The sequence below is a fragment of the Microcoleus sp. Pol1C5 genome (assembly GCF_036701115.1).
Classification (GTDB): Bacteria; Cyanobacteriota; Cyanobacteriia; order Cyanobacteriales; family Microcoleaceae; genus Microcoleus.
In genome coordinates, this window is record NZ_JAUBQE010000058.1 from 13,546 (window position 1) to 33,896 (window position 20,351).

Annotated in this window: 19 protein-coding genes; 7 read left to right on the forward strand and 12 right to left on the reverse strand. The window is 45.7% G+C overall.

The window, feature by feature from the left end; translation table 11 throughout:
- Window positions 1–10: 10 nt before the first annotated feature.
- On the reverse strand, window positions 11–4,246 hold the full coding sequence (locus QUA23_RS25840) for a PAS domain-containing protein (RefSeq protein ID WP_333076827.1): 4,236 nt from the start codon (window positions 4,244–4,246) through the stop codon (window positions 11–13).
- 715 nt (window positions 4,247–4,961) lie between these two features.
- Here QUA23_RS25840 and QUA23_RS25845 point away from each other — a divergent pair.
- Both QUA23_RS25845 and hemG read left to right on the forward strand, forming a co-directional pair.
- Window positions 4,962–5,087 (forward strand): hypothetical protein, encoded by a 126-nt coding sequence (locus QUA23_RS25845; RefSeq protein ID WP_333076828.1) that lies wholly within the window; start codon window positions 4,962–4,964, stop codon window positions 5,085–5,087.
- A gap of 25 nt (window positions 5,088–5,112) precedes the next feature.
- Window positions 5,113–6,573 carry a protoporphyrinogen oxidase gene (hemG, locus tag QUA23_RS25850; RefSeq protein WP_333076829.1) on the forward strand — a complete coding sequence of 487 codons (1,461 nt, stop codon included), beginning with the start codon at window positions 5,113–5,115 and terminating at the stop codon, window positions 6,571–6,573.
- 114 nt (window positions 6,574–6,687) lie between these two features.
- Here the strand turns inward: hemG and QUA23_RS25855 are convergent, their stop codons facing one another.
- From QUA23_RS25855 to QUA23_RS25875, 5 genes are all read right to left on the reverse strand, one after another.
- A complete protein-coding gene (locus QUA23_RS25855) occupies window positions 6,688–7,380 on the reverse strand; it encodes a response regulator transcription factor (RefSeq protein ID WP_333076830.1) in 693 nt (230 codons plus the stop codon).
- A gap of 105 nt (window positions 7,381–7,485) precedes the next feature.
- Complete coding sequence (locus tag QUA23_RS25860) at window positions 7,486–9,756, reverse strand: hypothetical protein (protein WP_333076831.1); 2,271 nt, start codon at window positions 9,754–9,756, stop codon at window positions 7,486–7,488.
- A 430-nt stretch (window positions 9,757–10,186) separates the two neighbouring features.
- Window positions 10,187–10,354 (reverse strand): photosystem II assembly protein Psb34, encoded by a 168-nt coding sequence (gene psb34, locus QUA23_RS25865; RefSeq protein WP_106333461.1) that lies wholly within the window; start codon window positions 10,352–10,354, stop codon window positions 10,187–10,189.
- Between the two features lie 69 nt (window positions 10,355–10,423).
- Window positions 10,424–11,467, reverse strand: a complete 1,044-nt coding sequence (locus QUA23_RS25870) for a thiazole synthase (RefSeq protein WP_333076832.1) — start codon at window positions 11,465–11,467, stop codon at window positions 10,424–10,426.
- Window positions 11,442–11,960 carry a CdiA C-terminal domain-containing protein gene (locus QUA23_RS25875; RefSeq protein WP_333076834.1) on the reverse strand — a complete coding sequence of 173 codons (519 nt, stop codon included), beginning with the start codon at window positions 11,958–11,960 and terminating at the stop codon, window positions 11,442–11,444. The genes QUA23_RS25870 and QUA23_RS25875 overlap by 26 nt, the downstream gene beginning before the upstream one ends.
- A gap of 45 nt (window positions 11,961–12,005) precedes the next feature.
- Between QUA23_RS25875 and QUA23_RS25880 the strand changes: the two genes are divergently transcribed.
- A complete protein-coding gene (locus QUA23_RS25880; RefSeq protein WP_333076836.1) occupies window positions 12,006–12,707 on the forward strand; it encodes a Crp/Fnr family transcriptional regulator in 702 nt (233 codons plus the stop codon).
- 162 nt (window positions 12,708–12,869) lie between these two features.
- On the opposite strand, the gene QUA23_RS25885 is transcribed toward QUA23_RS25880, so the two are convergent.
- From QUA23_RS25885 to QUA23_RS25905, 5 genes are all read right to left on the reverse strand, one after another.
- Window positions 12,870–13,205: a cupin domain-containing protein gene (locus tag QUA23_RS25885; protein WP_333076837.1), complete on the reverse strand. Its 336-nt coding sequence runs from the start codon at window positions 13,203–13,205 to the stop codon at window positions 12,870–12,872.
- 99 nt (window positions 13,206–13,304) lie between these two features.
- On the reverse strand, window positions 13,305–14,084 hold the full coding sequence (locus QUA23_RS25890; RefSeq protein WP_333076838.1) for a class I SAM-dependent methyltransferase: 780 nt from the start codon (window positions 14,082–14,084) through the stop codon (window positions 13,305–13,307).
- A gap of 264 nt (window positions 14,085–14,348) precedes the next feature.
- Window positions 14,349–15,926, reverse strand: a complete 1,578-nt coding sequence (locus QUA23_RS25895; RefSeq protein WP_333076839.1) for a sodium:proton antiporter — start codon at window positions 15,924–15,926, stop codon at window positions 14,349–14,351.
- Window positions 15,927–15,945: 19 nt separating this feature from the next.
- Window positions 15,946–16,884, reverse strand: a complete 939-nt coding sequence (locus QUA23_RS25900) for a DUF389 domain-containing protein (RefSeq protein ID WP_333110579.1) — start codon at window positions 16,882–16,884, stop codon at window positions 15,946–15,948.
- Between the two features lie 201 nt (window positions 16,885–17,085).
- Window positions 17,086–17,340 (reverse strand): hypothetical protein, encoded by a 255-nt coding sequence (locus tag QUA23_RS25905; protein ID WP_333110580.1) that lies wholly within the window; start codon window positions 17,338–17,340, stop codon window positions 17,086–17,088.
- 31 nt (window positions 17,341–17,371) lie between these two features.
- On the opposite strand from QUA23_RS25905, the gene QUA23_RS25910 reads away from it, so the two are divergent.
- From QUA23_RS25910 to QUA23_RS25925, 4 genes are all read left to right on the forward strand, one after another.
- Entirely contained in the window at window positions 17,372–17,782 is a 411-nt protein-coding gene (locus QUA23_RS25910; RefSeq protein ID WP_015177100.1) for an MAPEG family protein, read from the forward strand.
- Between the two features lie 93 nt (window positions 17,783–17,875).
- Entirely contained in the window at window positions 17,876–18,058 is a 183-nt protein-coding gene (locus tag QUA23_RS25915; protein ID WP_333076843.1) for a hypothetical protein, read from the forward strand.
- Window positions 18,027–18,389, forward strand: a complete 363-nt coding sequence (locus tag QUA23_RS25920; protein ID WP_333076844.1) for a hypothetical protein — start codon at window positions 18,027–18,029, stop codon at window positions 18,387–18,389. Before QUA23_RS25915 ends, QUA23_RS25920 begins: the two co-directional genes overlap by 32 nt.
- A 36-nt stretch (window positions 18,390–18,425) precedes the next feature.
- On the forward strand, window positions 18,426–18,599 hold the full coding sequence (locus tag QUA23_RS25925; protein ID WP_333076845.1) for a hypothetical protein: 174 nt from the start codon (window positions 18,426–18,428) through the stop codon (window positions 18,597–18,599).
- Between the two features lie 138 nt (window positions 18,600–18,737).
- Here QUA23_RS25925 and murD read toward each other — a convergent pair whose 3' ends face one another.
- Window positions 18,738–20,084 carry a UDP-N-acetylmuramoyl-L-alanine--D-glutamate ligase gene (murD, locus tag QUA23_RS25930; RefSeq protein WP_333076847.1) on the reverse strand — a complete coding sequence of 449 codons (1,347 nt, stop codon included), beginning with the start codon at window positions 20,082–20,084 and terminating at the stop codon, window positions 18,738–18,740.
- Window positions 20,085–20,351: the final 267 nt, after the last annotated feature.

Below are 20,351 nucleotides of genomic sequence, written 5' to 3' on the forward strand. Positions count from 1 at the left end.
CAATGACTCTTTACCTCTGCCGAATTGGAATCTCGATCGCAAATTCAGTTCCCTCTCCCGGCGCGGAAATGCACTGCAGCGTCCCTCCGTGTCTTTCCACCACAATCTGATAGGAGATAGACAGTCCCAAGCCTGTACCTTTGCCTACTGGTTTAGTAGTAAAAAACGGGTCAAATACCCGACATTTAACAGACTCTGCCATTCCACACCCGTTATCGGAAATTACGATCGCCACCCGATTGTTCTCCAGCACCTCCGTACGAATCCGAATCCACGGCAATGTGTCGCAAGTTAAAGGTAAACTAGCAAAATCTTGCCCTTCCTCTTCCGAATAACTCGCCAATTCCAACTTCCTATTCCTGACATCCGCTAAAGCATCAATAGCATTATTTAAAATATTCATAAACACTTGATTTAACTGTCCCACGTAGCACTGTATCGGCGGCAATTCCCCATATTCTTTAACTATTTGAATAGGACGATTCCTGCCATTTTCTTTAATCTTGTGTTGCAAAATTAACAGAGCGCTGTCTATTCCCTCGTGAATATTAACACGTTTAATATCTGATTCTTCCAGGCGCGAAAAATTACGCAAAGACACAACTATTTGGCGAATTCGCTCGGCTCCGGTTTGAATGGAAGTCAGCAGATGCGGGAAATCCTCTTTCATGAATTCCAGTTCTATTTCTTCTGCCAAATCTTGGATAACAGCAATAGGTTCCGGGTAGTGTGCTTGGTACAAACTGCACAGTTCCAGCAAGTTATTGGCATACTCACTAGCGTAAGTAATATTACCGTAAATAAAACTGACAGGATTATTGATTTCGTGAGCAATTCCCGCCACTAGCTGTCCCAAACCCGACATTTTTTCCGCTTGAATTAGTTGAGCTTGAGTCCGGCCTAATTGTTTCAATGTTTGCTCTAGCTGGCGATTTTTATGTTTTAATTGAGCTTCGGCTTCTTTGCGCTTGGTAATATTGCGGGCTAGAATAATAATCTGATCGGAATTAAACGGCAACAGTCGGGCTTCATAAGTTTTTTCTCCATCCGCCATGGAAAGCGAATATTCTATATCAATTGAATTTCTTGTTTCAGAAATTTCAAAGATTGCTTGGGAAAATTGGCTGGCGACATTGTGTGGCAATATGTCTGTCATTCGTTGGCCAAGAAAATGTTCGGGAGGTACGTATAGATTCGAGGAAGTTCCTGACAAATAATCCACAATTATACCGTCAGCATCTAGTCGAAAATACAAATCAGGCAAAGCGCGAAAAACTGCTTCTAACTCTAAAGTTTTTTGGCGCAATGCTTCCTCGGCGTAGTACCGATCGCTAATATCAAAAATCACCCCATCCAAATAGCAGACGTTTCCATCTGCGTCGAACACAGGAGAACCTTTATCCCACACCCATTTAACCGTGCCGTCTGCTGCTAGCAAGCGATATTCCAAGTTATAAGACTCTTTCTTTTCTATACCTTGCCGAATAGTTGCTTCTACTTTTGCCAAATCTTCCGGGTAAATAATACTAGCAAAAGTCCGGCCTCTCCTGTCCAAACGCAAAATAAAATCTGCCGCAGGGTAGCCGATTAATAAGTAAACGGCATCGCTAATAAAATTAGTCGAAAAATCGCACCTCCAGCGATAAACCACTCCGGGAATATTAGCTACCAAAGACCTAAATCTTAATTCACTTCTACGCAAAGCTGCTTCCGATTCATGTCGTTCTGTAATATCGTGAGCGAAAGCTAGCACTGCAAATACATTACCTTCAGCGTCGCGCAGGGGAAGTTTTTGGGTATCAAAAATATGTACTGAACCGTCAGCAATAGTTGCCGGATCGCAGGCATTGTGGATGATTTCGCCGGCCAGTACAGCAGAGTCGTCTGTGCGGAAGCCTCGGATATTTTTGACCGCATTCCCAAACACGAGATCTTCAGAAAATCCTAATTCTAAATCGGATTTGCAAATTATTTCTTCGACTGTTTTGCCGATCGCTTGAGCGAAACTCCTGTTTGCCAAAATATAGCGAAAATTTTTGTCTTTGGCAAAAATCCAGTCGCTGGTTTTGTCTATTACTGTGCGTAGGAGTTGTTCGGAACGTTCGGTTTTTTCCAAAGACGCTTGCAGTTCTAGTTCTAGGCACTTGCGAGCAGTAATATTTTCAAAAGCAACACCGACGCAGTTGTTGGGTAATGGAAAAGCTTTAATAGAAAAAGCGCGAGTTATTCGACCCCCTTCATCGCAGTCAATATCTTCAAGTTCTACGGCTTGCTGGGTGCGAATTACCGCAGCAAATGCTTGGGGAATGTTTTTCGATCGCAGATGGGGAAAAATCTCGTCGATTGTCATTCCCAAAACATCCGCCATTTCTAATCCGGTAAATAGGGTAGCTGCAGGATTTGAGGCGATCGCCCTGAGAGTGCTGTCATCGTCTATATTTTCTAAATGGTAGACGTACAAACCAATCTGCATATTCTCCACAATTTGGTCGTAGAGGCGCACGCTTTCGTCTACCTGCCTGCGTTCGGTAATATCTTCAGTAATCCCCAAAACGTACTGAGGACGGCCTGCGGCGTCGAGAATTGGCACTTTGCGGGTGTGCAGTATTCTCATACCTTTGTGGCGAGTTTGGATCGGCTCTTCGGCTATGTCTTTAACAGTAGATTGGTTATGATCGCCGGTCAATATTTCTCTGTCTTGAGCAGTAAAAACATCAGCTTGTTCTTTGGGGTAAATATCGTAGTCATTTTTGCCGATCGCCTCTTGAGAGGTAACACCTGCGATCGTTTCTCCCGCTTTATTCCACAGCACAAATTTCAGCGAAGAAGCATCTTTAGCAAAAACTCCCACCGGCAGATTTTCTACTACGGAATTGAGGAAGCCTCTAGCTGATTTTAATTCAGCTTCTGCACGCTTGCGTTCGATGCCTAAAGCGATGACATCGGCAACCGACGCTAAAGTTTCCTGAAAGGGTGCTGTCAGGGGCTGGCGGCTGATAATTACCATGACTCCCACCAGCCGTTCTTCGACTATCAAAGGATAGCCGGCGAAGGTGAGAATTTGCTTAGGTATTGGGCAATTTGTCGGCTTTTGGCTGGTGTTGATAATTGCTACTTCGGAACTGTGTGGCGGTGTTGCTTTCGGGGATTCTTCATCTGAGAGTCCAAAATTATTCAGTTCAAATCCGCAGTCAAATTCCGGTTTTTGCTGTTTGGCGATCGAGTTAACCTTACTTTCAATAAACCTAGCCCGATCGTCTGTGCGGCTGTATATTCCAGAGGCTGCTTGCAATTGCCAAAGATTATGTTGAGAGTTGAAAGTCCAAATTTCAGCAGAAGCGACATCAAGATTCCGCACCATTGCCTCGCAGCAGGGAAGCAGGATATCTTGAGGGTGTTTGGTGAGGGCAATACCCACATCGGCTACCATTGCTGTCAGGCGAGAAGCTTGGGCTTTTTCTGCTTCCAATCGTTTGCGATCGGTGATATCTTCCACCAAAGAAAGCACGGTAAAAGTGTCGCCACTGCGAATAATTGAGTTGAACCAGCGACACCAAATCACCTGTCCGCTTTTAGTATAGTTGCGGTTAATTGAAGTATTGCCGTTGCCGGTGGCTAGTTCAAGCTCGATCGCGCTTATAGCCTCTCTATCTTCCTCGCAAACCAAAGCCAAATCGCCGAACTGCTTGCCCATCATCTCATCGGATGTCCAGCCAAAGATTTCCTCGGCCCGTTTCGACCACTGAACGATGCGAAAATCTTCATCCCAGCCCACCATTGCCAGCGGACTGTTAGCTGCATTCAACCACAGTAAATGGTTCGATCTGCGTAACTGTTGAGTTTTCTGCTGCTGCCAGCGGTAGTGCCTGGTGATATCTCTACCAACGCCGAAAACCCGCATCTGGTTGCTAGAGGCATCCACCGCTGGCGTGTAAGCCGTTTCGTAAATTTTAATCCCGCCGTCTGCCGCCGTCACCTCATGAATTGCCAGCCGTTTTTTCCCGGTTATAAATACTTGTTGCAGGCAAGAATCAATCTGCAAGATTATATTTTTTACCGCAGGATTATTAGGATATAATTTCAATAATTCCTGATTAGTTTTGTTGACTATTTCAGCAGGATCTAATCCCATCCAAGCCGCAGCAATAGGATTGATCGATAAATAATTTTGCTGTCGATCGCACTCTAGGAAAGCATCAACAGAGTTAGAGAAAAAAGACTGAAACGAGTTGATAACTTCCTGCATGGGTATTTTTTCATGAGAAAAGCTTAGTATTATGAAAACCTCGTGTCTTTAGACTCATATGTTGCACCATTTTCAATAAGCTTTTATGAGCCGACAGGATGCCCACCCCACAAGAAATTAACTCTTTGTGGAACAGGGCGGAAAGCCTGTTCTTGAGAATTGTGCAAGATGTGAGTAGAGTGATCGAGGTAGCACGCATCAGGCAGTTTTCACCGCATTGAATATTGATTATTCCTACACGGGGCTACTTGGTCGCTTGGTACTTTTACGATTTATTTTCAACGGAACAATTACCGTTTCCAATATTTCACCCGCGATCGCATAGCAGCTTGGGCTTACACCCATATTTTTGATAATCTAATCAGTTAAGACGATAGCGAGTCAACTCTCTCTTTTGATTAGGGCATAAAGCCCAATCTCTTCAGAGCGGGGTGGTGACTTGCTTAAGCTCTAAAATTTGCCTAAAGTTAGTTTAACCCACTCAAATCTTTTTGGGCACTGTACTGCTGCGTTACTGCTGCCTTTCCCGGTGCAATTTTTGGCGCTGTTCCCTATAATACAAAAATTTTAAATAAATAGTATATTTGGAAATATAGCTTAATTACAGCAGATGCTCTTTTTTTAAACCAGACCCAGCGGATAAAAAAGTGAGATCGAGAGACGGGGAGACGGGGAGGTGGGTTAATCCACAACCTACGAGAAAAATGCTTAAGAAATGCCCGACAGCTTACCGATTCCCAATTCCCAATTCCCGATTCCCAATTCCCAATTCGGTAATCTGAAAGCGGTTTGGCAGTACGCCCAGCAAAGAACGCAAGCCGTGCAAAGCCATGTAACATAAAGATTGCGATATTTTTCTATGTAATATGGAACTATTAGATACCTTGATTGTGGGTGCGGGTATTAGCGGTTTGAGTTTGGCGCACGCACTTCACAAGGAAGCAACGAGTGCACCGCCACTGAAGATTTTAGTCGCTGAGAGTCAGGGACGTGTGGGCGGGAACATCACCACTGTGACAGCCGAAGGGTTTCTCTGGGAGGAGGGCCCGAACAGTTTTTCGCCGACGCCAGAATTGATGAAGTTGGCTGTGGATGTGGGATTGAAGCAGGAGTTGATTTTTGCCGATCGCAAATTGCCTCGTTATGTTTATTGGCAAAAAAAGCTGCAACCGGTGCCGATGACTCCACCGGCGATGATTCAGTCTCAGTTACTGAGTTTTCCGGGAAAACTGCGGGCGTTGTTCGGGGCTTTGGGCTTTGTCGGACCGGCAATGGGGGATCGACTTTCGCAGCAGGGTGACGAAGAAACTGTTTCTCAATTTTTCCGCCGTCATCTGGGGACGGAAGTGATGCAGCGGTTGGTGGAACCTTTTGTTTCTGGGGTTTATGCCGGCGATCCGCAACAACTTAGCGCGGCGGCGGCTTTTGACCGGGTAGCAAAGATGGCTGATGTGGGTGGCGGGCTGGTGGCGGGGGCGCTGCTTTCTGCTAGGAAAAGACCGAAGAAATTGCCTGCAGACCCGAATGTTCCTAAGACTAGACCGGGGGAGTTGGGTTCGTTTAAACAGGGGTTGAAGGCTTTGCCAGAGGCGATCGCTGCTCAATTGGGCGATCGAGTGAAACTCAACTGGCATCTGACTCGCCTCCAGCGTACAGAACGCGAAACTTACATTGCTGTATTCTCGACGCCCGACGGACAGCAGGAAGTTGAAGCGCGCACCGTGGTTTTGACAACGCCCGCTTACGTTACAGCCGATTTGTTGCAGCCTCTGCAACCGCAAGTTAGCAGTGCTTTACAAGCTTTTACTTATCCTACGGTTGCCTGCGTCGTACTAGCATATCCGCAGTCAGATGTCAAGGAAAAATTAGTAGGTTTTGGAAATTTAATTCCGAGGGGGCAGGGAATTCGCACTCTGGGGACGATTTGGACATCGAGTTTATTTGCCGCTCGTACGCCTGCGGGCTGGCACACTCTCACCAGTTTCATCGGCGGCGCAACCGACTCGGAAATTGGCAATCTCGACTCAGAACAAATCGTTCGGGAGGTGCACCGAGATTTGTCTCGGATTTTGCTGAAACCAGATGTGCCACAGCCCAAAGTTTTAGCGGTGAATGTGTGGAAGCGGGCGATTCCTCAGTACAATTTGGGTCATTTCGATCGCGTGCAACAAATTGATGAGGGCTTAAAATCTTTGCCTGGGGTATTTTTGTGCAGCAACTACATCGGCGGAGTGGCTTTGGGAGATTGCGTGCGAAGGGGTTTTGAGCGTGCACGAGAGGTGGGTGAGTATTTGCAGAACAAACAATCAGATACTCGATCGATCTGAATTATTGTGTGGGGAGGGCGGGTTTACCAATATCGAGTATGTTAATCCGAGATATTGGTGAACCCCCGCCTACAGCCTTCTGCCTTCATATCCGCTGCCCAATGCCGAATGTTACTAGGTTGTGGGTTCAAACTTGTAACCCACCCCCCTAACGGTTTGAATCATCGAAATTTGAGTGGCATCTGGTTCAATTTTGCGGCGAATTTGACCTATATGGACATCCACCACGCGATCGGCTCCTACATACTCGTAGTCCCACACTTCATGCAGCAATTCCGATCGCCTCCACACGCGACCGGGTTTGCTGGCCAAACAGTACAGCAGATCGAATTCTAAAGCAGTCAAAGCAACTATCTGACTGCCGATAATTACCTCGCGGCGAACCGGATCTATTAGTAGCTCTCCAAAAGTAAGAGTTTGTTGTTCGGCGGGAGTAACAATGCGTTTGCGCTTCAAAATTGCTGCAACGCGAGCTCCAATCTCTACAAGACTAAAAGGTTTAGTAATGTAGTCGTCAGCACCTTCGGCAAACCCTTTCATTTTGTCAGCTTCATCGGTTCGGGCAGTCAGCATCAACACAAACACGCCCGTGCGTCTTTGCATTTCTTGACACAGTTTGTAGCCAGTTGTATCAGGTAAATTTACATCTAGAACTACTAAGTCAGGATTGAGTTGCTCAAATAATTCCAGACCAGTCTGACCGTCCTCGCCAGACTCAACTTGATAACCTTGCTGGCTCAAAAAACGGTGAATTAAATTTCGGATTGCCGGGTCGTCATCAACCACAAGGATTTTTACAGGGGCCATGACCACAAGTTTGCTTGAAGAATTAGGCAAGAATATTCAGCCATAATAATAGAAAACTGGATACAAATCTCGAAAAAATTGAGCTTTTAATAGTTATAGCCCTATTTATAACCTACGCAAAATTTCAGGCAATAAATCTCCAGGAACTTTGGATAAGGCTAAATTTTGGCCTGGCAGCCCACATTCACTATAGAAAGCTCTAATCGTTTTGACAATATAGCTCAATGCTGTTTGCCTGGAATCAGCAGCTTGGGAGTTTGCGGGGGCTTGCAGGTTGAGTTTATCCCCATATGTTAACCCTTTGTCATTGAGATGTTGTCCCCATTCGGCGCACACTTGCAACTGGTGGTGCAGTGCTGCTTCTAAATGGCTTGTCTGTGCAGCTTTATTAGCGGCAAAATCTGGTTCTATGGCTAGTTGATAGTGGGCTAGTCCGAGATTGTTGCGGGCGGCCAAGGCGTCAAAGGTAAGTTGGGTGCGATCGAGCTCTCCGGCGATATCCAGGGCGGCTTCGTAGGCGGTAATCGCCTGCTGCAATGATTCCGTCCGCGCTCGTTTCTGCTGAAACTGGTTCGCCAAATGCCAATAAGCGGTACCGAGATTATTGTAGGTGGCGGCTGCTGCTGCGGGTACTAATTCTCTGGTGCGGTATTTCAATGCTTCGCGGTAGGCGGAAATCGCCCTGACTAGAAGGGATTCTGAGGGTTCGTGCTGGGCGAGGTTCCAGCAGGCGGTACCGAGGTTGTTTTGTACTCCGGCATAGTTGAGGGGTTCTCGTTCGGGACTGTAGCAGGAGAGGGCTTGGGTGTAAGCTGCGATCGCGCTTTTGAGATATACGATCGGCTCACCATCTTGGGCTAAATTCCAGTATGCTGTCGCCAAATTATTCTGAGCAGCAGCGTACTGCTGAGGTTCCACGGCGGGGTCTAGATCCAGCAGCGCTTGTTGGTAAGCTGCAACTGCGTGCTGCAAGTTCTCTGTCTTGTCTCGATAGCGGGCTAAGTCGGCCGAGGCGATGCCCAAATTTTTGTTTAATCTAACGCGGGTTTGGGGTACGGTTTCGCTATCTGTTCGGTTCAAACCTTCAAGGTAGAGGGCGATGCTGCGTTCAAGGCTGGATACTGGATTTGAGGCGTTGAGGGCATTGGTGCGATCGCGCGATAGCATCCAATAGAGAGTGCCGAGATCGTTAAGCAGATCGGAAATTGGCGGTAGGCTGTTGGACTCCTGGGCGTACTGAGTTAAATTTTGTGTCAATTGGGCAATCAGCCGCGCGCATTCCTCAGTTAGTGGTTGATTTTGCTGCGAGTTGCTGTCAGCGTCGAGATATGCAATCACTTGTTCGATCGCGCGAATGGCTATTGTCAAGTTTTGCTCTGAAACGTCTCCGCCCAGGATGCGATCGCGGTAGTAATTCCCCAAACTGTGATAGGCCAAAGCCAAGGCTTCGCAAGAACACTGATGTTCTTGCAGCAGTTCGATGTATTGCAGAGTTTGCAGCGGCAGAAAATTCTCCTCTGATGTGGCATCATTTTCTGCTTCCAACTCCTCAGAGGCTGCTGCTAGCACCAAATCTGCCAGTTCGACGGATTTAGAATCAGGCGCTGAGGACGGGGGATGGGAAATTGGGGATGGTTCGTCATCTGTCAGTTGGACGGATTTAGAATCAGGCGCTGGAGACGGGGGATATGAACTTGGGGAGTGTTCGGGAATTGGGGATTGTCCAGATACAGAAGATATTAAAAGTTTGTTGCCAAAGTCTCCGCTGTCCCGCAGGTTTCGCAAGTCTCCGGAGTTCCCGAAGTCATCAAAGTGCCCCAAGTCTCCCTTAGCTGGAGTTGGTTCGCCTTCAAACTCAAATACTCCGGTTCGCCAGTGCCAAAATTCCGGCGCCGATTGCTCGATCGAACTTAGCCAGGGCCGCGACACCCACAGCAACAGAGTAGACTCGCACATTTGCAGGTTTGCTTCGATGTCTCTCAAATAACTCAGGAACGACCACTGTACGGCTGCTGACTGCCTGGTCAGGTGTTCTGCCCCAAGAATTTGAAATCCCGGCAAAGGGCTGTAGCTGCCCATGTTTTGTGGCGGTGGGTGGTGGGTCAGCCATGCGGCGATCGAACCCCAAGGATTTGGATTGCTCAAGTCGAGTTCCAAACTGACAAATCGGGGGTAGTCGATCGGGGAGCGAGGATCTGAGCCAGCGCTCTCTGCGGTTAATTCTGCGTGCAAGCGGGCTGCCAGACAGTCCCGCAGGCACAAGTCGTCGCAGGCGGCAATAAAAATTTGACGGCGTAAATTGAGGTCGATCGCCTGTTTCAAGCGTTGGTAGATCAGCTTGTTCGAGCTAGAAACTTTTTGGGAAGGAATAGACATCAGGATCAGCCGATTTTAGATTTTAGATTTTAGGTTTTAGGTTTTAGATTTTGGATTGTAGATTTTAGATTGTAGAGTTGAGAGTTGAAATCTCGATCGGTCATAACTCACAACTAAGCCCCGAAGGCAGTCAATCGCACCGGTGATGACTAAAAGATTGTAGATTTTCAATTGGCAATTTTATGTGGGTGACGAACCAGTGTGATTAAGTGCCACCCAAGTCCCTGAAGCTGACAGCCGAGAGGAAAACACCAAATTTATGCTCGTCTTATTTAGCTTTCCAGCTCGCTCGGCACGCTTCAGGATTGTCGCAACTCCCTGCTTTGTATTGAAACACAAAAACCATGTTTCCTTGGGAAAGGAAAACATGGTTTCTCGAAGGATTATTTAAAATTGCGATTTGAAGCAGCTTTGAGTCTCAGGCCAGTTTTCAGACGGAGGCAGCCACGTACACCAAACCGGCGACTAACATGGCTGCTGCAATACCCATGATGATGTAGTTGCGTTGCTGATTTTTGTTGGGAGGTACGGCTTCATACACCTTCGGCTCTTTAGCAAAGTTGTTCAGGCGTCCATCGTCATCTTTGATGTAAGGCATCAGTCACAATCCTTAATATTTTTGATGTTTACAACTCTACCAAAAAAGCGCCCAGGAAAATTCAGGAATTTATTTGGATGTGACAGTGCCTGTTTGCGGAGAAGAGGCGATCGCGTAATCTTTGATCGGCATTCTGCCTGCTAAGTACGCCATCCGCCCCGCTTCTGCTGCCATTCCCATTGCTTTTGCCATTGCCGGGGAATTTTGGGCATTGGCGATCGCGGAATTAATCAACAGTGCATCGGCTCCCATTTCCATTGCTCGCGCCGCTTCGCTGGGTGTTCCGATTCCCGCATCGACTACCACAGGAATATTTACCGTGTCAATAATTATTTGAATGTTGGCCGCATTGTTGATCCCTTGCCCTGAACCGATGGGCGAACCTAAAGGCATGACTGTCGCACAACCGACTTCTTCGAGGCGTTTTGCCAGCAAGGGATCGGCATTGATGTAGGGCAAAACGGCAAAACCTTCTTTGACTAATTGTTCTGCTGCTTCCAAAGTGCCGATCGGATCTGGCAGCAAATATTTAGCATCGGGAATCACTTCTAACTTGACAAAATTATTGTCTTCTTGCCCTAAAAGTTTCGCCATTTCCCGGCCCAAACGAGCTACTCTAATCGCCTCATCCGCAGTTTGACAACCGGCAGTATTTGGCAGCATCCAAATTTTCGTCCAATCGAGAGCCTCTGCCAATCCTTCATGGCCGGGAGCATTTGTTTGCACTCGCCGCACAGCTACAGTCACAATTTCGCACCTGCTAGCGTTGACACTTTGCTGCATTTCTGCAATGCTGCGATATTTTCCGGTCCCCGTCATCAAGCGAGAATGAAAAGTTTTGCCGGCAATAACCAGAGGTTGATCGGAGATAGTTAGGGTTGGCGTTATGTGTCCGTGTTTTGGATCTCCAAAAATAGCATATTCTAGCCCCTTTTCCCATTCTTCTCTGCCTCCGAGCATATTTTCTAGCAGCCAACCTTCTTTATTGGTTAGTTCGTCCCGAGTTACTGCGTAGAGGATCTCTCCAACAATAATCAATCTTGCATCCCGCGGCATATTATTTTTTATACCACTATTTACGATTTCTTCAAATTCTTGAAAAACGCTGCCCATTTTCCCATTCCTCTCTAGTAATTTTTAGAACAGATTGGTTGTTAAAAACCAAAATGATAGTTTGCATGAGATGCTTAACATCCCAATATATGGCTTGCCTGATGCCTTCGTCTATCTCTCGAATGTCGTAAATTTCTATATTTACGTGAAAAATGACTGCATTTGCACTTTGATTTTTGGCTTTTCCAAACCCTTCTTGTACTCTATTTTTGAGATTACTCGACTCTTTTGTTAATTCCTTAAATTCGCAAATTTGACTGTCAACGTCAGCGTCTGGAGTTTTAGTTCCCGACGGTGCTTGTTCGCTCAAAAGTCTAACTCTGTTTCCTATTTTAGCCAAAACTTCAGCCACAAAACTTTCCGAATCATTAAGATTGTGGTGTTGGTGGACGAGCACAAATCCGCCAGCTAGCTCGTCAAAATAATGCCGCCGATATTCTGGTTCTGCATTTTCGTAGATGGCTCTGCTTTGCTGGATGTATTCTGGATTCACCGTTATTGTACTCTTATTGAACTGCGAGCTAGTAGAGTTAACTGCATGAAAGCAACTGTCGAGCAAGTGGCTAAAATTGGAATATTTGCCAGCTTAAACCAAACTGAATTAGAGCGATTGCAAGAACACACAGTAATTTGCAGTTACCGACAGGGAGAAGTTGTGATGTATGAGGGCGATCGCATCCCCGAAAAATTATACACTCTTTTGAGCGGTTCTCTGCGGGTTGCAAAAACAGCGGCGGCGGGCAAAGAAACAATTCTCCGCACTTTATTTCAGGGAGATATTTTTGCTGCACCTGCATTGCTAGGCAACGGCATTGCCCCCGCAACGGTGACGGCAGAAACTGATGTGGAAGTTCTTACCACAGAACGGGAATTTTTGCTAGCAGCAATTCGGGAAAATCCTGAGATTGCTTTGCGAATATTGGCGGTTTTTAATCAGCGGTTGCAACAACTGCACGAGACTGTGCACGGTTTGGTGTCGGAAAGGGCGATCGTGCGGCTGGCCCGATTTATTCATTACTTTGCCGTCGAGCAAGGTACGAAGATTGCGGATAATAGTGTATGTTTAGAAAAACGTTTTCCCTACTATCAAATTGCTCGCAGTATTGGAATTACCTACGAAGAATGCGTGCGGTTGTTTAAGAAACTCAAGCCGTTTGTATCCTACAGTCGAGGCGGTAAAATTATTGTATTGGATTGGAACAAATTGGAGGATGTCGCCTCGGGAGATGAAATAGACTAAAGGTTAACATCCCAATGCTTGTAGGGCTGCTTTCACAAACAATATTTGACTGACACTAACTATATAAAACCGCCCCCAGAATCGATTAATTGGGGCGGGTTTATGAGGTTGAATTTAAGGGATTATGGTTTTCAAGCCGCCCCAAGAGCTATATTTCGGGAATTAATTTACTTCAGAAAGTGTCAAAATAAACGCCAAGTTTTCTTCAGCTTTCAAAGCGTGAAGAGCTTGACCGGGCATAAAGACAAATACCCCCGGTTCCAAAACAATATTCTTCCCTTCCAAAGTCAAAATACCCTTTCCGTCTATGACATTAACTGTGGCATTCCGTGCCGAAGAGTGTTCAGAAATTTCTGTTCCTGCTGCCAGACAAAATAAACTGTACTGACAATTCTTGTCTTTGACTAAAATTTTGTTCAGCACTCCGGCGGCGGGATATTCAATTGCGTCTCGGAGTTGGATTGCTGAAGATTGTAGCGGTAAAAGAGTAGTAGTCATAGTTTTTGACAATTAATTAATTTGGTCACAAGCCTTGAATTTATCAGTGGCTTCACTTTCTTCCATCGAAAAGTGAAAATCGAAAATCAATTGAATCGGTTAAGATTGTTTTTTGGCAGAGATAACGATGTAGCCTAGATCCTGTTGGTAATGCTGGAAAACTCGACGCATTGCTAAGATACGATCGCGAATTTGCGATCGACTTAAAATATTCCACAAAATCCCCACAGTACCCACAAACCCTTCATCTTCCAGCATGCGCGACAAGTTGAGGAGCCCCATCGCCCCGGTTTGACACTTTTCTACCTGCAAACCCGCGTTTTGGCAAACCGCAATCCAGCCAGACTCAGACAAAGGCGTTGAATTGACGCGAATCACTTCTGATAAAGCTTTGTGAATTTCTAATTCTCGGTTTCGGGCTAAAAGTTCGTGAGAGAGAAACTTACCATTGGGTTTTAGCCGATCGCAAATTCCCGATACAATTTTAGCTTTCCCTGACGGCGACTGCATTGTCAGGATAGCTTCAGCCAAAACCCAATCAAACTGTTGGGAAATCCGATCCAAGTGAAAAATATCTCCTTCGACAATTTCCACTCGATCGCTCAAACCCGCTGCTGCAACATTAGCACGAGCGCGGGCCACACTGTCGGGATTTTTCTCAACTCCCACTACTTTTACGCCAAAACGTTCAACAAGGGCGATCGAACTATATCCAAAACTAGCAGCCAACTCCAAAACAGTCTCCCCAGGCTGAAAATCCGCCCATTCAAATAACTGTTCCGTAGCAAATTTCCCCCCCGGCCTCAACATTTTCTTACCCGCCGCGGCCAGAACTTCATGTCCGGGTGCAGTCTTAAAATTGAGAGCAGTATTGGTCATTAAATTGACCTCCTATTTAACCTTACTCTCAGTTTGCAAAATTCTGCAGAATCTTTCTATGATCTAGCTCATATTCAAATTATCGTCGGCTAACGAACCCTACAATATCAGGAATTATACCATGTCCGCCCCTCAACAATTCGGACTGTTTTTGATTGCCCACACGGAATCTAATAAAAAACAAAAAATTTGAGAGTTTTATGACTTACGCAAAATTTCCAGATCAGCGGGACAATCACGTGGATTATCCCTACAAAAATCCTATTAAGAAACAATTGTCTCATTCCGCTCTTTAAAACATTGCTGCAACACAGAAACAGGCAGCTCATTCAATTGACCCGATCGCACAAATTCAGCATAAGTATCAGCCTCTATTGCCTGCAAATCCCCTTCGAGTTTGTCGATAGTCATCTGCCGCAGTTCAGGAGATCGATCGTACATTTTGTTGATTTCTGCTTGCAGCAAGTTTAATTTTTCTTGAAGCTGACTCACGAGATGATTGGAAAACTCAGGCTCGATTTTACGATCGCTCGATTCTTCAGATAGATGCTTGAGAACCCGATTGAGAGCAACACGTTGGGCGATCGCCTCCAGATACTGCTGGCGGAACTCCTGGTTCTTCAATAACCCCAATTTTTCCAGCAGCGACTTGGTGGTTAAACCTTGTGCTAGCAGCGTAAATAAAACTACGCCAAACACGATCGCAATAATTTTTGGTCGCTCGGGCAGAACATGGGGTACGCTCAAAGCTAAAGCAATCGAGACAGAACCCCGCAATCCTCCCCACCAAATTACAGTTTGATCTGGCAATGAAATTTCAGAGTGTCCTAACCAATTGCTCAACCATCCTAAACCAAAAATAGCGATCGCTCGCGTCACAAACATCGCCACCACAGTTATGCCAATCACTCCTAAATTCGTTCCCAAATCAGCAAACCTCATCTGATCGCCAATCAGCAGGAACATGATCGAATTTACAAAAAACGCCAAAAAATTCCAAAATTGTGTTACCGCAAGTCTGGTACTGGGTTGCATACCGATACGAGAGCCGAAATTTCCAAATATCAAGCCCATCACCACCACACCTATCACCCCAGAACCACCCAATTCCTCAACAATTATATAAGTGCCGTAGGCTGAAACTAAGGTTAACGATTGCTCCACCAAAGGTAAATCAAATGGTTGAGTCAGATAAGAAACTCCAAAACCGATTAAACTGCCGACAACAACCCCAATGCCCACAAAAGCTAAGAAACGCGCAATCAGAATTGGGATGCCAACGTCATCAGTCCCTAGAGAGAATCCCACCAAAAAACTAAAGGCAACAATAGCAATGCCATCATTAAATAAACTCTCTCCCTCCACCAGCAAAGCTAGGCGTTTTTCAACTCCCAGTTCCCGGAACAATGCAATTACAGAAACAGGATCGGTAGCAGATATACTAGCTCCTACCAACAGAGCGATCGCTAAAGAAACTCCCGCTATTTGGTTGAGAGCAAAAGCCACGCCAGCAACGGAAATAACAACACCCACAACCGCATAAAGAGCGATCGGCACTAAATCCCGCTTGAGTTTAGGCCATTCCAGATTCCAAGCAGCTTCAAACAAAAGAGGTGGCAAAAAAATCAACAGAATTAGTTTCGGTGAAAGTGTCACCAGCCGCACATCTATAAAAGCCAAACCCAACCCGACAATTACTAACAGGAGCGTGTAGGGAATTTTGCTCAGCCACCCAAAGATTTGTGGCAGCGTCGCCACAGTTAAGGAAACCGCTAGCACTAAGAGAAATTGCTTCAGATTACCCTCGATAGTCACTTGGTTAATTAGAGTTTCTGGGGTCATATAATTAGGAATAAAATAGTTAAGGCTGCTGTTTTGAGCGGGGCTTATTCAGCATCGAACGCCGCACTTCTTCAACTTGACTGACTTGAAAAATTAGGGTAAATGGTTGACCCATTTCTTTTTCGACAAATTCTTCTAAAAGCTGCACTTGTTTGGATGTCAAAGCTTCGCTGCTGCGAACAATCAGACGCACTTCCGGCGGTTTCGTCAACCAGTTAGTATCAGTTGCAATCAGTTCCACCCGTTGAAAAGTGATAGTTCGGTTAAGCAAAGCCCGCTTCAGACTGGCTTCGAGTTGCGCTTGCTCGATCAATTCCGCAAAACTCACGCCCAGAGGAATTACAAGTATAGCCGTCAATGCTAGCGCCCAAAAGAGGGCTTTACGGGCGCGATGCAGGGGGGTGTAGCCGGCCATCAAAAAGGTTAGCATACAGGAGAGAGTAATTCCCAGCAAATTAGTAAGATACAGGAGGCTTGCTCCCAAACTGAGCGACCAATTAGCTTGAGATAAGCCTAAACCTATAACACAAATTGGCGGCATGAGAGCCACCGCGATCGCAGTTCCCGCCAGAGTAGCAGAAACTTTGGGCTGAACTTTCGCATAGCCACTGATTCCCCCAGCGGCGATCGCAATTCCTAAGTCTAGTAATGTAGGTTTAGAACGAGCTAGAACTTCGCTCCCAAAGTCTGGAAGTTGTACCAAAGCGCCCAAAAAACAAGCTAGAAAAATTGCTAGCCCCGTCCCGACTGCTAATGCAACTAAACCTTTGCGGAAGATGAGAACATTACCTTCTACCGCTCCAAATGCTAACCCTCGGATTGGCAACATCAGAGGCGCAATGATCATTGCACCGATAATTACGGCCGCACTGTTGGCAAGCAGTCCAAAGGTGGCAATTATACAGGAGCCTAGAATTAAGACCAGATAGTTAATATCTAGGGTTGATTCTTCCAACAAGTCAACTCGTATTTGCTTTAAATGCTCTCGAGGAATCCTGCTCCTGGTGAAATATTTAAGACGGTCTCGAATATGGTTGAGCAAAATAATCTCCTTAAATCCGGGGCTTGTATCCGTATGCAGGTGCGATTAGTCGATTTTAGATTTTAGATTTTAGATTTTAGATTTTAGATTTTAGATTTTAGATTCTAAATTTTAGATTTACTCCACAGATGAATCTGTGCTCTTGAATAAGAGTCTAAAATTTGGGCTACTCACGACAAGAGTCGGGGGCTTGTATCCGTATGCAGGTGCGAGCAAAAGAATCCAAATCCCAGCCAGCAAATTTTCGAGGATGTCCCGGAACTCTAAAGCAATTGGCGCGCCACTAATACCCAGCAGTTGAATCACATCCCCTGCCTTGAAGGACTGGACGGCGATGAATGACCCGATCGGCAATAATTGATTTATAATCAAGATATCTACTCCACCCCAATAATACCGAATCATGCTCGCAGAAGCAAACGCGACACTTTGGCCTAGTCTAATTACTGTTTCAGCATTAATTCTCTACTTCGTTGTTACCATCAACGTCGGCAGAGCTAGATTCAAATACAAAGTTTCTCCCCCGCAGATGACAGGAAACCCAGACTTTGAGCGAGTGGTGCGAGTTCAGCAAAATACCTTAGAGCAAATGATTCTATTTTTGCCCTCGCTGTGGCTGTTCTCGCAATTTATCAGCCCAATTTGGGGCGCCGGTATCGGCGCAGTTTGGATAATTGGACGCATTTTGTTTGCTTGGGGTTACTATCAAGCTGCCGAAAAAAGAGCGGCAGGATTTGGCATTAGTACCTTAGCTACTTTAGCTTTGCTTGGGGGTTCATTAACAGGCATAATTATGTCGCTGCTGAAGGTTTGAGCGTAACTGCTGAGCGACATAATTGTTTTTCTACTCGTTTCCAGGCTCGGCCTGGGAACCAGTTAAATGTAGTAATAAATGTTAGGAGTAAATATGTCAGAAACCAACAAACCCGTATTTGAAATTAACCCGAAACTTTTTCAGCAGCTTGTCGAGTGGCAAGAAAAACTTGAACGAGAAGATGAATTAGCAAGCGAGTCAGAAAACGAGAAACCAACTGAGGTAATAACTCCTCCCGAAAGTGATGAACAGCATTCTCAAACAGATAATTTCTAGCTGGTGGCTAGCAGCATCTTTGGGATTTCCGGCTGCTGTCTCGGCTCAATCGCTGACACCCAGCCACATTCAGCAAGTCAATAGCGGTTTGTTTCGTTCTAACTCTCAAGATTTCTTTCAGCAAGGCTATCGCCAACTGGAAAGGGAAATCGAAATTTTGTTGCAAAAAAAGGTCACTTCCGAAGACCGGATTCTGGAGATTGATGAAAAATTGCTCTCTCAGCTTTGCAGCGAAGAATTTAAAATCTCCTCGCCGCATTCTGATACAATAAGCGCTGCTCAGATTTCTGATTTTCAGACCAAGTTAAAAGACATTTGCAGACACAATTAAAATGAAAGTGAGGTCAATATTCAAACTTTAGTGCTAATGGATAAAGAGGCAATGGCTAAGTTAAAAACAGCCATGCTGGAAGCGGAAACCGCTGCTCATTTGGCGGCAATCATTATTGATTATACTCATGAGGAAATGATGGTAGTTTTTTATGAGCTAGAATGGGAACAACAGGATAGGATTAAGACTGTTTGGAAAACTGTTAGTTAAAGTAAATTGGTGGAAATCAGAGGTTTTAATTTTTAACCGCAGATGTAAGCCGATAGACGCAGATGAACGCAGATTGAATTTTGTTAGTGTTCGCTGTGTAGAACAATCTTAATTTGTACACAGCGAACAATGAAATATCTAAACTAGGGATTCGAGGCATAATTGGCGGAAATGATCGCCTCGTTGCTCGAAGTTTTGGTATTGATCGAAGCTAGCACAGGCTGGGGAAAGCAGCACTACTTTAGCGTTGTTTTGTTTGCCTAATTCGGCTGCTCGCGGGATTGCTCTTTCCATTGTTTCGACTATTTCCCAAGCGTTGTAATTTGCTTGTGCGAGCCGATCGGCAAAAATACCTGCCGCATCCCCAATTAGCAACACCGCAGCAGCTTTCGCCTTGATTGTATCAATCCAAGCGCGATCGTCCCCTTCTTTGGCGTCACCGCCCGCAATTAAAATCGCCGGTGCGCTCACAGAAGCCAACCCAACTTGGGCTGCGTCATAATTAGTAGCTTTGCTGTCGTTGATGAAATCTATGCCTTCCCAAGTGCAGATGTGTTCGAGGCGGTGCGAAACTCCGGGAAATTTAGCGATCGCCCGGGCGATCGCACTTTTATCTATCCCCGCCAAATTAGCCGCCGCTACCGCCATTAACAAATTCTGCAAATTGTGTTCTCCCACCATCCGCAAAGAATCAGCAGGTAGAATTTTCTCGCTTTGAGCTATTACCCAACCGTTTTCGATGTACGATCCAAAAGTGCGATCGCCCAACAGTTCTTTTTCACCTTTGACACTCGTCCAACACGCATCCGGCCAAATGTCAACTCCTTGCTGCCGCAAACAAGGATCGTCGCCGTTGATTACTTGCAATTCAGACTTTTTCAGCAAATGCGCTTTAATGTTGTAGTAATTTTCTAAAGTTTTGTGGCGGCTGAGGTGATCCGGCGTCAAAGTCGTCAAAACTCCGATTCGCGGCGCTACCAATGGCGATGATTCTATCTGATAGCTGCTAATTTCTGCGATTACCCAATCCGGCTGTTTTTCGCCTAAAGCTAATTCGCACGCAGCATAGCCAATATTGCCGCAAGCGGGAGCGTAAAGCCCTGCTTCTGCAAAAATAGCAGCAATTAAAGCAGTAGTGGTAGTTTTGCCGTTAGTACCAGTAATTCCCACCCAAGGAGATTTGAGGTAACGCCACGCGAGAGCCATTTCTCCGATTGTTTCAATCCCTAACTCTCTGGCGCGCACTAATGCTGGACTGTCCCAGGGAACGCCCGGACTTACTACTATTAATTCTATAGATTCGACTGGTTCAAAAGATTTACCTAACTCCACATGAATTCCTTCGTTAGCGAATTCCTGTTGCTGTTCAAGCAAATTTGGGGAAGATGAGCGATCGCTCAGCGTTACTTCCCATCCTTCGCGTTTTAGCAGTCTTGCGGCGGCAATTCCTGATTTTCCGAGTCCAATGATATGAGCGATCGGCATAAGCTGTGTGTGTGATGGAGCGAATTTCCCTGGTTTTATAAGTTTATATCTTAACCTGGGATCTGTTGTTGGCTATTGGCCATTTTGCTTAAATTATGACTGTTTTGACAAAGTTATCGTAAGGTGCGCAATGCGCACCCTACCATTATGATAGGCTTATTGGATAAATCTTTGATAGATAGGGAAACCGCAGATAAACGCAGATACTTTCAAGATAGTTTACGACTTTTGCAATATTGTCTAATTTACTATCATGATGATTTGACC

What these genes read in the sequence shown, in the direction of transcription:
- QUA23_RS25840 (WP_333076827.1), bottom strand. Translation starts at nt 4,246, where the DNA reads ATGCAGGAAGTTATCAACTCGTTTCAGTCTTTTTTCTCTAACTCTGTT.
- QUA23_RS25845 (WP_333076828.1), top strand. Translation starts at nt 4,962, where the DNA reads ATGCCCGACAGCTTACCGATTCCCAATTCCCAATTCCCGATTCCCAAT.
- hemG (WP_333076829.1), top strand. Translation starts at nt 5,113, where the DNA reads ATGGAACTATTAGATACCTTGATTGTGGGTGCGGGTATTAGCGGTTTG.
- QUA23_RS25855 (WP_333076830.1), bottom strand. Translation starts at nt 7,380, where the DNA reads ATGGCCCCTGTAAAAATCCTTGTGGTTGATGACGACCCGGCAATCCGA.
- QUA23_RS25860 (WP_333076831.1), bottom strand. Translation starts at nt 9,756, where the DNA reads ATGTCTATTCCTTCCCAAAAAGTTTCTAGCTCGAACAAGCTGATCTAC.
- psb34 (WP_106333461.1), bottom strand. Translation starts at nt 10,354, where the DNA reads ATGCCTTACATCAAAGATGACGATGGACGCCTGAACAACTTTGCTAAA.
- QUA23_RS25870 (WP_333076832.1), bottom strand. Translation starts at nt 11,467, where the DNA reads ATGGGCAGCGTTTTTCAAGAATTTGAAGAAATCGTAAATAGTGGTATA.
- QUA23_RS25880 (WP_333076836.1), top strand. Translation starts at nt 12,006, where the DNA reads ATGAAAGCAACTGTCGAGCAAGTGGCTAAAATTGGAATATTTGCCAGC.
- QUA23_RS25885 (WP_333076837.1), bottom strand. Translation starts at nt 13,205, where the DNA reads ATGACTACTACTCTTTTACCGCTACAATCTTCAGCAATCCAACTCCGA.
- QUA23_RS25890 (WP_333076838.1), bottom strand. Translation starts at nt 14,084, where the DNA reads ATGACCAATACTGCTCTCAATTTTAAGACTGCACCCGGACATGAAGTT.
- QUA23_RS25895 (WP_333076839.1), bottom strand. Translation starts at nt 15,926, where the DNA reads ATGACCCCAGAAACTCTAATTAACCAAGTGACTATCGAGGGTAATCTG.
- QUA23_RS25910 (WP_015177100.1), top strand. Translation starts at nt 17,372, where the DNA reads ATGCTCGCAGAAGCAAACGCGACACTTTGGCCTAGTCTAATTACTGTT.
- QUA23_RS25915 (WP_333076843.1), top strand. Translation starts at nt 17,876, where the DNA reads ATGTCAGAAACCAACAAACCCGTATTTGAAATTAACCCGAAACTTTTT.
- QUA23_RS25920 (WP_333076844.1), top strand. Translation starts at nt 18,027, where the DNA reads ATGAACAGCATTCTCAAACAGATAATTTCTAGCTGGTGGCTAGCAGCA.
- QUA23_RS25925 (WP_333076845.1), top strand. Translation starts at nt 18,426, where the DNA reads ATGGATAAAGAGGCAATGGCTAAGTTAAAAACAGCCATGCTGGAAGCG.
- murD (WP_333076847.1), bottom strand. Translation starts at nt 20,084, where the DNA reads ATGCCGATCGCTCATATCATTGGACTCGGAAAATCAGGAATTGCCGCC.